This is a genomic window from Roseomonas sp. CCTCC AB2023176 (assembly GCF_042259275.1).
Classification (GTDB): domain Bacteria; phylum Pseudomonadota; class Alphaproteobacteria; order Acetobacterales; family Acetobacteraceae; genus Roseomonas.
Window position 1 is genome coordinate 4,807,048 of the sequence record NZ_CP170086.1, and the last position, 13,848, is coordinate 4,820,895.

Sequence of the window (13,848 nt, forward strand, 5' to 3'; positions counted from 1 at the left end):
TCGGCCCAAGCGAGTTCATCGTCTCCGCCATCCCTCGTCGAGGCCATCTCAGCGGGCGCCCGATCCGGGGTGACCGCAGGAGCAGCGGTTCCAGCATCGCCTACTCCGCATCGCCTTGGTCGGACGGGTAGATTCGATCGGGTATCGCGGCTTCCGGCACGGATGTGCCCGAACAACTCCCCGCCCCCCTCTCGAAACCTTGCGGACAGTCAGTCAACGATACCGGCCGGTCGGTCCCTCGGCCCTGCCGGCTGGATCAGTGGTCAGTCGGGCAGGAGCCACTTGTACCACCTCATTTGCCGGCACGAGACCGGAGGGCACGATTTCGCGGCCCGTTGCACCGAGCCGGCGGAGGATAGCGCAGGCAACGGGAAGATCGTTTCCGAGGGCGGTATACCCGGCCGCGCGGCGCAGGCAGGCGCCGAGAGTAATCGGATCGACCACCCAATCCCCGACAGGTCCGGGCTCAGCATATTGCCGCACAAGCCCCGGACGGTGCTCGACGGCGCGGAGCGGTCCGACGAGCGTGAGCCCGGCCACGAGAACGGCGCCGTCCGCTTCCGGATCCATCGTCGATCGATGACGCGTGGCGGACACCGGGCCTGCGGCGACGCGCTCGGTTGCCGTGGGGTTCACCACCACGTCGCCCTCGGCCAGCAGCAGGCCCCCACTCGCCGCGGCGGCGCCGTAGAGAGCGCTCTGCGTCGCATTCCCGTATGCCGTCGGTCGCAGGAGGATGAGATTGGCGACGGACCTGACGAAGGCACCCGAGATGGCTTTCGGATGGCGCTGCGAAGTCTCCTCGAAAAGGTTGGCGAGAAGCGTGAGCCGGAGCGATGGTCGAAAGGCTCCATCCAGGTAGTCGAGGGGGGCGGCGCAAGCCGCGGGCCGCCGGTCGCCGGAGCATACGAGTGACCCGATCAGCATTACCTTGTTGTGCCGGCTAAAGCGGTTGAGCGCCACGAGGACCCGCATCGTCTCGCCCGGCTGGTCCGAGATCGCGTCAACGCAGCCGTCCCCGCAGCGCGAAAAATCGTTGTTCAGGATGGCGATACGGTCGAACCGCCCGGCGAGGCCGATCGCGTCTCCCGTTGGCTCACCGACGTCGGAATAGGGTTCCTTCACGAAGGACAGGCCACGGACGACGACGTTCTCGACGCCCGACAGGCGCAGGATCGTTGTCCGCGGCGCTGCGGTGATCGTCACGCCGCGGCATCCGCCGTCCAGCGTCGTGTCGGAGGGGAGCCGGAGCGTGGCAGACAGCCTGATCGTCCGGCCCGTCAGACCCTCGTCGAAGACGATCCAGCCGCCCGTGCGGGACGCTTCGTCCACGGCGGCACGCAGGGTTCCAGGCGTCGGGTGGCGTCGGGTCGCAGGATCATCCTCCACGCTCCTCACCACCAGCAGCGGTCGACCTAGACCGCCCGACACTCCCGGCACGGGGCCAAGGGCGGATGCCGTCCGATCGGCGACGACCCGGCCGGCACCGTCCAGTGCCGGCGGGTCGCACCGCCGGGCTCCGGATGGCATGGCGGCCGCGCGCTGCGCGACGGCGGCAAGAAAGGTCTCCGCCTCACTCGCGGCTGCCACACCATGGGGCAGCAGCAGCCCGAGCAGGAGAAGCACTCTAGCGTTCACGGAAGGCCTCCGATGCGCGCCTTTCCAGGGGCGAGAGGATGTATTCGATGAGCCGCCGCCGTCCGGTCAGCACCTCGACGGTGGCCCCCATCCCGGCGCGGAGTGCGAATCCCGGCGGCACCGCGGGAAGCGTGACCCGGACCGCATAGGCCAGCATTCCCGCCTCATCGCGGGCGGCGTCGCCCGGCAGATGCGTCACGGTGCCGTTCAGCGTGCCGAAGCGGGTGAAGGGATAGGCATCGAGCTTCACGATGGCCGGCTGGCCGACGGTGACGAAGGCCACGTCGCGGCTGGCCAGGCGCGCCTCAATCTCGAGCGCCTCGTCGCGAGGCACGACGGAGAGGATGGTCTGCCCGCTGCCGACGACGCCCCCGACCGTGTGGGCGGCAAGGCCTTCTACGATGCCGTCCGCCGGAGCGAGCAGGCGCGATTCCCGGATACGGCCTTCGGCCTTCGCGAGGTCCTCGCGCGCGGCGGCCATGCGCGCCTGCGCGGCGGACAGCGCGGCCGAGGCATCCCGTCCCGCCTCGGCGAGGACCTCCCGGCGGCGGTGTTCCAGGGCGGAAACCTCGTTCCGCGCGCCGTCCAGGCGGGAGCGCAGGACGAGGAGGTCGCCGCGCTGCGAGAGGAGCCTTTGCCGCTCCTGCAGCGCCTCCAGCCGCGAGCCCAGGCCGCGGCCGGCGAGCAGGTCGCGGGCCTCGCTCAGTTCCGCGGCAAGCGGCAGGGTGGCTTCGATGCGGCCGATCTCGGCCGCGATCTCCGCCGTGCCGGCACGGGCCTTTTCCAGCCCATCCCGCAACCCGGCTAGCCTCGCGCGGAGGGTGGCAGACTGGAAGGCGAGGTGCGCGCGTCCCTCTGCGAGGAGAGCTTCATCCGCCTCCGGCGGCGCGACGATCCGGACCTCCGTGACCAGATCATCGCCGAGCATCGCGAGCCAGGCTCGAAGGCGCGCGGCCTCGACGGCGGCCAGCGCCGAGGCCTGCCGGGCGGCGGCGGCATCCGCCCGAGCGGCCGTCGCGTCGAGTTCGACAAGGAGGTCGCCGACCCGGACCGAGTCGCCGTTCCGCACATGGATTGCCGCGACGATACCCGGCGACAGCGGCTGGACGAGCCTTACCCGACCGGCGGGAAGCACCACGCCCTGCGCCGCCGCAATGACGTCCACCCTTCCGAAACAGGCCCAGGCGAGGAGCGCCGCGGAGAGGGTTACGATCGCCCAGAGCATGGCGCGACCCACCGGGGACGGCGGCATCTCGGCGATCTCTGCAACCGCGGGCAGGAAATCCGCGTCATGCACGCGACGCCGGGCCGCCGATGTGGAGAGGGCCGTCACCGTGCCGCCACCACGTCTGCCACTGGCGCACGGGACAGGTCGGTGAAGCGAAGGGTCTCCAGCCCGGTCTGCTGCCGGAACAGTGCGGCGTAGCGGCCGTCCAGGCGAAGCAGTTCATCGTGCGTGCCGTCCTCCCGGATCGAGCCCCCGTCGAGCAGGAGGATACGGTCGGCCAACCGGACCGCGGAGAAGCGGTGGGCGATGATGACCACGGTCCGCCGGGCCGCGATCTGGCGCATGTTGTCGAGGATCGCGCGTTCCGACTCGGCATCGAGGGCGCTGGTGGCCTCGTCGAGGATGAGGATGCGCGGATTGTTGGCGAGGGCGCGGGCCAGCGCGATCCGCTGCCGCTGTCCACCGGAGAGCGAAGCGCCGCGTTCCCCGACGGCAGTATCGTACCCTTCGGGGAGTTCCGACGTGATGAAGTCATGGGCACCCGCAAGGCGTGCCGCACGGACGACCCGGTCGAAGCTCATGGCCGGGTCAGCAAGGGCGATGTTCTCCCGCACCGTGCCGGTAAAGAGGACGTTGTCCTGAAGCACCACGCCAATCTGCCGGCGCAGGCTCGCAGGCTCCACCAGGCGGACGTCAACACCGTCCACCAGGACACCCCCTTCAGCCGCGTGGTAGAGTGCCTGGAGGGCTTTCGCGACCGTGCTCTTCCCCGATCCTGACGCGCCGACGATGCCGAGCACGGTTCCCGCCGGCACGTCGAAAGAGAGCGAGCGCAGCACGAGACGATCGCTGCCGGGATAGCGGAAGGAGACGTCGCGAAAGGCGAGGTCGCCGCGTATCGCGGGCATGGGCGGCCGGGTGCCGGCGCCCGGCTCCGGCGGCGCGTTCAGGATGTCTCCCAGCCGCTCGGCCGAGAGCCGGACCTGCTGAAAGTCGATCCAAAGATGCGCGAGGCGCAGCACCGGCCCTGATACGTTGGCAGCGAGGAGGTTGACGGCCACGAGTTCGCCGACCGACAGGGCCCCGGCCATCACGAGATGCGTACCGACCCAGAGAAGCACGATCGCAGCGACGCGGTTCACCAGCAGCACGACCTGGCCGGCGGCGTTTGACAGGTTGGTCGCGCGGAACGCCGTGGTGACGTAGGCGGCCAACTGTTCTTCCCATCGGCGTTGCAGCTGCGGCTCGAGCGCCATGGCCTTCAGCGTTTCCACGCCGCTGACTGCCTCCGTCAGGAAGGCCTGGTTGTCAGCGTAGCGGCGGAATTTCTCCTCCAATCGTCGTTGCAGGACCGGCGTTATGCCGAGAGAGAGAAGGACGTAGATCGGAAGGGTCGCAGCGACGACCAAGGCGAGGAGCGGACTGTAGAGGATGAGCGCAGCGAGGAAGCAGACGGTGAAGACCACGTCCACCATCACCGTCAGCGCGCCGCCGGTGAGGAAGGAGCGGATCGTCTCCAGCTCCCGCACCCGCGCGACGCCGGATCCCACCTGCCGCGCTCCGAACCAGGCCAGCGGGAGCGACATGAGGTGCGCGAAGAGCCGCGCGCCGAGCGTGACGTCGATCCGGTTGGAGGTATGGGCGAGGACGTAGATCCGGAGCCCGCCGAGGAGGGCCTCGAAGACGGCGACGACGAGGAGGACCAGCACCATGACCTCGAGCGTCGAACTGGCCTGGTGAACCAAGACCTTGTCGACCACCACCTGCATCGCGAGCGGCGTGGACAACGCGAAGACCTGCAACAGGAAGGAGGCAACGACGACGTCGCGGATCGCGGCGCGGTGCTTCAGGATGGCGGGGAGGAACCAGCCCAGCCCGAAACGCCCGGCATCACCGGCCGGGGCGCGCGTGGCCAGCAGGATCAGCCGGCCGGTCCATGCATCCTCGAAGGTTCGGCGATCGAGGATCGTGGCCTCGGGGCGGCCGTCGCCCCCCGTGCAGAGCGGGTCGAGAACGACAAGCCGTCCGGGCTCCGCCGCCCCGAGAAGGAGAAAGCGGCCATCCTTGAGTTCCGCGATGGCGGGGCGGGGCGTGTCGCGCAGCCGGTCCCAGGATGATGGACGGAGCGCGGCCTTCAGCCCGGCCTGACCAGCGGCACGGACGAGGCCTGCCGTCCCGGACCGGATGCCCGGTCCATAGCGGTGGGCGAGGTGCGAGCGATCTGCGCCGCGTCCCAGCAGCTCCAGCGCAAGACCGAGGCAGGCAATGCCGCTTTCCCAGCCCTCCGCTGCCCCGGACATGTCCCGCCGCGCTCAGGCGGCGAGCGACGATGCGGCGAGGCTGCTTCCCACCCGGGCGGTCCCGCTGACAAGGATTTCCGTCCGGTCATCGAAGCTAGCCGCCATGCCGTCGGAGATGGTGACACTGAAGCGGACGCGTTCGATCGTACCGGTTGGCGTGCGGTTGTCGGTGGGATCGAACACGATCTTCCGCAACGCGCTCTGTACGGCCGACGGGCTGCCGGAGAACGTGAATCCACCCGCTCCGTCTGAGACGAAGCCGCCGAGCGTGGTGAAGACACCCTTCGCTGGATCGTCGAGGCGAACCGTCGCGGTCTCGACTGGGTTCTTGTCGGGGTCTGCGAGCGTCAACGCTGCGAAGGGCTTCACCGTTTGGATGTCCCGGATCGAACTCGTCGTGGCCCCGGTAATCACCGGGGCCGTGTTCTCGGCGGAGATCGACAGGTATGAGACCGTGTTGCGCTCCGCAGTCAGCCCGTCCGTGTACGTCAGCGTGAACTTCGCCGTGGTCGTGTCCCCTGGCACGGCCTGGTGCTCCGCCGGCTTGAACGTGAGGGAGCGCAGGGCGCTCCCTGCATCCGCCGCCGTCCCAGTGAAGGAGTAGCTGCCGTTGCCAAGATCGCTGAACCCGGCGAGGTTTGTGAATGTTCCACGCGACGTCTTGTCCATGGTTAGTCGGATCGTCCCGGTCGCGCTGAAGTCCGGATCGGCGTAGCGCGCCTCGGCCCAGGGAAGGATGACGGACCGCTCGCTGACGGTCTGCGACGTGACGAAGCCGTCGAGAATCGGCGCGTCGTTCATCGAGACCGCCTTGGCCTGAACGGTGGTAGCCGCGACGGAGTAAACGCCGTTGTCGTAGGCCACCTCGAAGTCGGTTGTCACCGAGGCTCCCGGCGCGACCTGATTCCGCGTGGGCGTGAAGCGAAGGGACCGCAACGTGGCGTTGATCTCGTCGGCCGTACCGGAGAAGCCGTAGCCGCCTGCCCCGTCGGCGATCAGGCCATAGGACGAGGTAAGCACCCCATTCTCCGGTTGAAGCAGCCGGACCCGAAGCGTGCTGCCGCCCGTAGAGGCATTGCTGTCCGAGATGATCATGGTCGCGAAGGGCGACACGGTCTGGTTGTCGCCGGCGCCCGTCACACCGCTGCCGATGATGCTCGGCGGCGTCGCATCCACGCCGAGGAACCGGATCTCGATCGGCCGCGTGTTGACGTAGTTGCCGGTGATCTGGAGGGTGCCCGCCGTGAAGGCCGTGGCTCCATCATAGGAGAGCGTGAAGGTCCTGGACTCACCGGCGCCGAGGGGCCCGTAGCTGCCGTCGAGCAGTGCGGAGCCGGAAAGGCCGACCGTCCCGCTCGCCCCGAACTCCGCGTCGTACAAGCCGGAGATCGGCGCGGCGCCGGCTGCGCCGAGGTTCGCGATCGAGAAGGTGCTTGTCGAAGCCAGGCCGTTGACGAAGCGGATGGCATAGGTCTGAACACCGTTCACCATGCCTAGGTCCTGCAGACGCTGGCCGGACAGACCCTTCGCGTCGAGGATCGCGCCAAAGCCGACCATGCCGATCGGACCGAAGGTGGCGGTGTACTCCTGCGCCGCGCGCCAGGCCGCGAAGCTGTCGTAGGTCACGCCGCCCGCCATCCAGCCGTCGGTCGTCGTGCCAGAACCGGCGTAGTATTGGTTGGCGGAGATCTGGGAGGCCGTGGAGCCAGGCGTGACGACCAGGAAGGCTTCGGAAGCCCCCGCATAGGCAAGGCTGTTGCCAACGACGACGGCACCGGAGGCGTTGTATTCGCCGACGCCGTTGTCCCCGATGTTCACCAGGTCCGGCCTGAAGCCCGTGGGCTGGAAGCTGGTGTTGTACAAGAACTGAACATCGGCACCGCCCTTCTGGTAGAGGCTCTTGGACGTCGTCCGGGTGTCCAGGTTGTCGTAGACGAGCGTGCGGCCCGACATGCCCTTCAGCACGTAGGCAAGGCTCGTGAAGTCCATCACGTTGTCGAAGACCTCGGCCCCGTCCTGCCAGCCGACGAGGATGCCGTGCAGCTTCGCCCCTTCCGCGTTCTGGTTGCCGAAGCCGCTGTTGCCGTAGATCCGGAAGTCGTTCGCGTTGTCCTGCAACGCCACGCCCGGGTCGGAGTCCGCGCCGACCATGATGATCTTGCCCGCGGCGCCAGTGAGGTAGTTGCGTAGCGTGTTGTAGCGGATGATCCCACCCGATGCGTCGAGCGGCGCGACGCGGTCGTATGTCACGGAGACCGTGGCGCCGATGAGTCCACCGGAGGATCCGGTCTGCGTGATGTCATTTCCTTCGATGACCGATCCCGCGACGTCCGTCAGGCGAACGCCGTAGTATATGCCCTGGCCGTAGGTCGGATCGGTTCCCGTCGCGTTGAGGTTGGCGCGCACGCCGGAGACGGAGACGGCCGGCCCGATCGCGTCGGCGTTCACCGTCGCGATGCCGCCGAAGCCGGAACGCCAGACCGAGGCGATGTCCACCGACCCGCCGGTGATCGACACGGACCCCTCCCGCAGGGACGGGACGTAGACCATCGAGAGGGCGCTGGAGGCCCTGAACTCCACGTTCCGGAGGGTCACGTTCGCCCAGGTCCCGAGGCTCGTCCCGGAGACGCCGTAGCGCACGGGATCCACCAGCCTGGTCCCATCCAGCGTGAGATTATAGGGAACTGTCTGATCCCTCAGCGTAAAGAGGGAAGCCGTCGTGTTCGCACCATCCACGACGATCTTGCCGATCGTGACGGCGCCCCCTTCGCCCTCGTCGATCCCGATCACGCGCGACTGGCCCGCCACCCCGCGAATGGTGGCCCCGTAATCGGTCACCCCCTGAATCGAGAGGGACTTGGTGATCTCGAATGTCTTGGTGGGCGAGTAGACGCCGTCATTGAGCATGAGCGTGTCACCGCTCTGGGCGGCGCCGTGGGCCCGCTCGAGCGTGGCGAATGGGCGCTCGAGCGAGCCGTCTCCCGTTCGGTCATTCCCGGCGGGGATGCCGTTCGCGACACTGGCCGAGACGTAGATCGTACTCATTCGAACGCCCTCCTTCGTCCCGTACCGTCAGGCCAGCGACAGGGCCGGTTGCCGCGTGGCCGGAACGGCGGAACTTGCCCGTCGGCGGCCGACGCCGACGTAGGTGAAGCCGCGCCGGATCGCGTCCTCCGGCGGATACACGTTGCGCAAGTCCACCAGAACCGGCGACCGCATGAGCAACCTCAGCCGGTCCAGATCCAGGGCGCGAAACACGTCCCACTCGGTGACGATCACCACGGCATCGGCGCCGGTGACGGCTTCATAGGCACCGGTGCAATACTCTACGTCGGACATCAGCATGGCGGCCTGCTCCATGCCTTCCGGATCAAAGGCGCGCACCCAGGCACCGGCGTCCTGCAAGGCAGTGGTGATTGCGATGGACGGAGAGTCGCGCATGTCGTCGGTATTCGGCTTGAAGGTGAGGCCGAGGAGGGTGATTACCTTCCCGCGCACGTCGCCGCCGCAGGCCGCAACAACCTTGCGCGCCATGTCGCGCTTGCGCCGGTCGTTCACGGCCGCGACGGTCTCGGCGATCCGGATCGCCCCGCCGGCGTCATGTGCCGTCTTGATCAGCGCGGAGAGATCCTTCGGAAAGCAGGATCCCCCAAATCCTGGACCGGCGTGGAGGAACTTCGGGCCGATCCGGTTGTCCAGCCCGATGCCGCGCGCGACGTCCTGCACGTCCGCACCGACAGCCTCGCAGAGGTCGGCGACCTCGTTGATGAAGGTGATCTTCGTTGCCAGAAGGGCGTTGGCCGCATACTTCGTCAGCTCGGAAGTGCGCCGGTCGGTGAAGAGGATCGGTGCGTTGTTGAGGTATAGGGGCCGGTACACCTCCGTCATCACGGCGCGGGCCCGCTCGTCCTCGGTTCCGATGACGATCCGGTCTGGGCGCTTGAAGTCGTCGATGGCGGATCCCTCGCGCAGGAATTCCGGGTTCGACGCGACGGCGAAGGCGGCGTCAGGGCGAATCGCACGGATGATGCGCTCCACCTCGTCACCGGTGCCGACGGGGACCGTGGACTTGGTGACGACGACGGTGAACCCCTCGAGCGCGGCCGCGATCTGCCGTGCCGCGGCGTGCACGTAGGTCAGGTCCGCGTGCCCGTCACCACGACGGGACGGTGTCCCCACCGCGATGAAGACGGCATCGGCACCCTTGACGGCCCAATCGATTCCACCGCCGAAAAGCAGCCGACCTTCCGAGGCGCCCTTCGCGACGAGCAGGTCGAGCCCAGGCTCGTAGATGGGGATGCGTCCTTCCTGCAAGGCCGCGATCTTCGCGGGATCCACGTCGACACACCGCACCTCGTGGCCGAAATCTGCCAGGCACGCCCCCGAGACGAGCCCGACATAGCCGGCCCCGATCATCCCAATTCTCATCCGCCATCCTCCGGTGTAGGAAACACAGATCCGTAGAGAGCGAGGGTGTCACCGACCATGCGGTCGACCCCGAAGCGTCCCTCGATGAAGACCGGGGCACCCAGCCGCGCCCGGGCCCGCATGCCGTCATCCGTCAGGAGCCTGACGATCGCAGCCGCGAGGTGCGGCACCTCGTCATCCTCGACGAGCAGGCCCGTGATTCCGTTCAGCACCGCCTCAGCCGAGCCGCCGGCGTTGGTCGTGACGACCGGCACACCCAGCGCCTGCGCTTCCAGCAACACGTTCGGCAGGCCTTCGACCTCGCTCGCCAGCAGCATGACATCCATGGCGGCGATCCAGGGCTCCACGGGGCTCTTCCGGCCCGCGAGGGTGATGCGGTCGCTCAGCCCGCGCGCGGCGATCCAGGCTTCCAGCTCCTGGCGCAGGGCACCCTCGCCGACGATCACGAAACGCGCGCGGGCGACGCTCGCCGCCACGCGTTCGGCGACAGAAAGCCAGAGCTGCGGTCGCTTCGCCGGGGCGAGGCGGAATGTGCCGCCCACCAACAGGTCGGCCTCGGTCAGGCCGAGCGCTTCCCGTGCCGCCGCGCGTGCGGCCGCGGCGCCGCGGCGCCGGACCGTCTCGACCTCGATGCCGTTGCGGATCACCGATATGCGGCCCGGCGCGAAGCTGAGCCAGCGCTCGTAGTCGAGGGCACCAGCGGCGGAATTGGCGGTAAAGTGCGCCCCGCCACGCCGTGCCAGCGCGCGGTACATCGTGCGGAGGTAGGGACGGTACCGGCGCCGATCGGCCTCCGTCGCGACAACGTTGCGGAGGGAGGCCACGACCTTCGGCACGCCGGCGAGGGCTGCCGCAACTGAGCCGGTGGAGATGACGCCATCCTGCCAAAGGTGGACGAGGCCGGGCCGGTGACGCCGGAACAGGTCGTAGAGTTTCAGGACGTCGCGCGATAGTCGCGGCGGAAACGCCGTGATCAGCCGCAGCGCCTCGCGTGCGGCGGGGTCAGCGGCGGCAATGCTCCGAAGCAGTGTCGGCGCGTCCAGTGGCCCGAGGTCCTCGATCGACAGTTCAGCCGTCTCGGCGAGCGGCCGCATGACGGCACGGCCGCGCTCAGGAGAAAGGTCCTGCCCGACGAGGAGGGTCGCTCCGCCGCGTACAGCGCGAAGGCGGGCGATGCCGGCCGCGGTGAGCGCAACCTGACGTTCCGCCCCGCCGGCGCTCAGCGACGAGGTGACGAGGATGACCGGGCCGTCGTCCCGCGGCGGGGCAGGCGGCTCGCCCAGAAGGGCACGTTGGAACAGCGCATCGGGGAAGCGGGGCACCTCGCTCGAGGTCGGCAGCCGCAGCACCGCAGCGCAGCGCGCCGCCATGCGCCGCATCTCCACGCTGCTGGCGGCATCGTCGAGGCCGGCCGAGAGATAGCCCCAGGCGCGCGCCACCTCGCCGGACTCCAGCAGAGCGGATGCTGCAACCTCCCGCGCCCAGGCCCGCGTCTGTGGATTGCCGACCGCCGATGCTGCGAGCGCCGCGGCGCGCATGTGGTACCCGCCCACGGACTCGATGACGGCGAGCTTAACCACCGCCGCCGAGCCGCCCCGGGCGAAATGCGCGCGGGCTTCCCGCAGAAGGGACTCGATCGCGGCGTTCCGTTCCAGCCGGCCGAGCGCGGTGAGCAGGCCGCGCCAATGCTCCACGTCGTCGCGATCGAGGTCGAGGGCACGCTGCCACGCGGCCGCAGCTGGCGCCCAATCCTTGAAGCGCGCGTGAAGGCGCGCGAGGGCGACGTGGTGATCTGGCCTGTCGGGTTCCGACGCGACCAGGCGCGTCGCCGTCCGCAGCAGTTCCGCCTTCGGGGCGCCGGCGGCGCGCTGTGCCGCGAGGCGTGCGCGGAGCAGGGACGGTTCGTTGGGATGGTGGGCTGCGGCCGTGTCCAGCATCTCGATGGCCGCGTCCATGCTTCCGGTCCGCCGGAAGCCCTCCGCGATGCGCAGCGCGGTGGGGAGCGAGCCGCCCCAGGCCGCACGCGCGCGTCCCAGCACGTCGAGGACCTTGTCTCGAGGCCATGCCGTCATGCCAGCCGTCGCGAGCAGGGAGAGGGCGTTCGCCGTCTCAGGCCATTCCTCGAGGTGGCGCGCATAGGTCGCGGCCAGAGCCTCCCCCGCCGCCGCGCCGAGGCGAGCTTCCAGCAGCTCCTCGGCGGCGGCCAGGTCGCCCGGCGCCGCGGCTAGCAGGGCAAGGAAGTGTCGTTCCGCTTCGCGATGATCGCGGCGCTCCAGCGCGTCCCGCCCGAGGTTCCGGTGGTGCCGCAGATCGTCGCCGGCACCGCGTCGCGCGAGATCCAGCCAGAGGAGCCGCGCGCAGTGCCGGTAGCCGGCCCGGTCGTAGGCCTCGGCCAGGGTGCGCCGGAGCTCCGGACCGTCCTCGCTGCCCTGCAGGCCGCGGAGGAGGGACAGCGCTTCGTCCGCACGCCCGCCGCGGAGCAGGACGACGGCCTGCCGCAGCCGCGTGGCCTGGTCCGTCTCCGCGATTCCGACGGCGGCGTTCATGCCGGCTCGACCTCCGGCATGGACCAGGGCTGAGGCAATGCGTTCCAGCCCTCCGCCGGCAGGCCGGGCTGGGCGTCCACGAAGGATCGGAACCAGGTCTCGACCACCACCATGGCCCAGAGGGCCCGCCGGTCCCGTCCTGTCCTGCGCTCGCCGCGCGCGAGCAGGGAGGCGGCGTAGCCTCGGCGGAACAGCCCGCGTTCGGCCGCGCGTGGCGACAGGATCAGGTCGGCAATCGGGGCGCGGATCGGCTCGAGATCCGAGTCCAGCGGGTCCGGCAAGCGCTGCGCGAGGGTCCAGGGCGCCGCGGCCAGGGCCTGCTCGCAAGCGAGGAACGGGTGCCGCAGGTGCAGGGGGAGGCGACACAGTTCGGCAAGGCGATCCCCGTCGAGCAGCGGATGGTGGGCGTCGAAGCCGTCCGCCGCGGCCACCGCGTCCAGCAGCGGCAGTTCCATCCCGGGCACGCGTTGCCGCAGCGCGATCTCGCCGGCCGCGAGGAGAACGTCCTCACCGCGCACCCCCTCGAGCACCGGGCCAAGCAGATCCGGCATCGGGAGGAGGAGCGTGTGCACCAGCGCGGGGCCGCTGACCTCCATGCGCTCGCGTTCCGTCAGCCAGCCCGTCGCGCGGTGCAGAAGGTCGCGGGCGAAGGGCGGCGTCTCATGGAACGCGGGCTCCCACCAGGCGGGAGCAAGGCCTTCGGACCGCAGCCGCGCCAGCTCACCCATGAAGTCCCCGAGCTGCGGGTCGTCCAGGAGAAGGGCAACGCGCCCCGTGTCGAAGGCAATCGGGGTCGCCCGAGACACGGGCCGCGGAGCAGGAATCGCGCCGGGCGGAACGATGATCGGATCGCCGGCATGCAGCTGGAGCTCGGCCAGCCGCCCGAGGAGGTCGGGGGTGGAGGGCGGGTCGGCGTGGAAGACAGGGGTGGCGCGGCGGACCTGGTAGTCCGGTCGCCCCGCCACCCCAGCGCCGTCGGTCGGGCCTCCCTGCCCGGACCGGCGGCGGTACTCGTCAAGGCCGTCCGTCTGCGCGACGGTCGCGCCGGCAGGCCAGGACGCGACGGTCACGCGTCCATCGGCGCACCACGTGACCATGCCGCCCGGCGGCACGCGGTGAATTCCCCGGAGGCAGGTGCGGTCGGGCGCGGCGTGCCCGAAGGACAGGACCTGCGCGACCGCGTCGAGGTCGGCGCGCCGCTCCATCCGGGGCCATGCCAGCAGAGCCTGGATTTCGGTCGCGAACACGAAGGCGCCGTCCGCCTCCGCCCAGGCGAGGGGCATCTGGCCGAAGCGGTCCCGACAGAGGCTGAGCGTGTGCCGGGAGCCGTCCAGGACCACGAGGGCGAAGGGACCGCGGAGCGACGGCAGCACGCGCTCCCCCAGAGCCGCCATGCCGCGAGCAGCAGCTCGGCGTCGCTCGGGCCTGCCGGCCGTTCCCCCGCGGCCGCCAGTTCCGCGCGGAGGTCGCGTGCATTCTCGACCGATCCGTCGAGGATGACCGCCAGGGAAGGCTCGCCCGGGCCGGAGACGGCCATGCCCGAGCCGTACCCCAGCAGGAGTGCCGGACCACGGCCGAGGGAGCGGACCAGCGTCGCCGGATGTTCGCCGCGGAGGCGGTGGCGGAGGCGCCGCACCACCGTGGCCGCGGCGGACAGCACCCCCGGTACATCGGTGACGTCCGCGGTCCAGCCGGCGACGAAGCCCAT

Annotated in this window: 6 protein-coding genes and 1 pseudogene; all 7 read right to left on the reverse strand. The window is 69.8% G+C overall.

Features of this window, described 5'->3' with window-relative positions:
* Positions 1-213: 213 nt before the first annotated feature.
* The 7 genes and pseudogenes from ACE7GA_RS24180 to ACE7GA_RS24210 all read right to left on the reverse strand — a co-directional run bounded on the left by ACE7GA_RS24180 (position 214) and on the right by ACE7GA_RS24210 (position 13,848).
* Complete coding sequence (locus ACE7GA_RS24180) at positions 214-1,332, reverse strand: hypothetical protein (protein ID WP_376092716.1); 1,119 nt, start codon at positions 1,330-1,332, stop codon at positions 214-216.
* Positions 1,333-1,627: 295 nt separating this feature from the next.
* Complete coding sequence (locus tag ACE7GA_RS24185) at positions 1,628-2,971, reverse strand: HlyD family type I secretion periplasmic adaptor subunit (protein WP_376092718.1); 1,344 nt, start codon at positions 2,969-2,971, stop codon at positions 1,628-1,630.
* Complete coding sequence (locus tag ACE7GA_RS24190; RefSeq protein WP_376092721.1) at positions 2,968-5,166, reverse strand: type I secretion system permease/ATPase; 2,199 nt, start codon at positions 5,164-5,166, stop codon at positions 2,968-2,970. Before ACE7GA_RS24190 ends, ACE7GA_RS24185 begins: the two co-directional genes overlap by 4 nt.
* Positions 5,167-5,178: 12 nt before the next feature.
* Complete coding sequence (locus tag ACE7GA_RS24195; protein WP_376092724.1) at positions 5,179-8,211, reverse strand: hypothetical protein; 3,033 nt, start codon at positions 8,209-8,211, stop codon at positions 5,179-5,181.
* A 27-nt stretch (positions 8,212-8,238) separates the two neighbouring features.
* Positions 8,239-9,594: a UDP-glucose dehydrogenase family protein gene (locus tag ACE7GA_RS24200; protein ID WP_376092727.1), complete on the reverse strand. Its 1,356-nt coding sequence runs from the start codon at positions 9,592-9,594 to the stop codon at positions 8,239-8,241.
* Positions 9,591-12,140 carry a glycosyltransferase gene (locus ACE7GA_RS24205; RefSeq protein WP_376092730.1) on the reverse strand — a complete coding sequence of 850 codons (2,550 nt, stop codon included), beginning with the start codon at positions 12,138-12,140 and terminating at the stop codon, positions 9,591-9,593. The genes ACE7GA_RS24200 and ACE7GA_RS24205 overlap by 4 nt, the downstream gene beginning before the upstream one ends.
* A pseudogene (locus tag ACE7GA_RS24210) lies at positions 12,137-13,848 on the reverse strand (hypothetical protein). The gene ACE7GA_RS24205 and the pseudogene ACE7GA_RS24210 overlap by 4 nt, the downstream one beginning before the upstream one ends.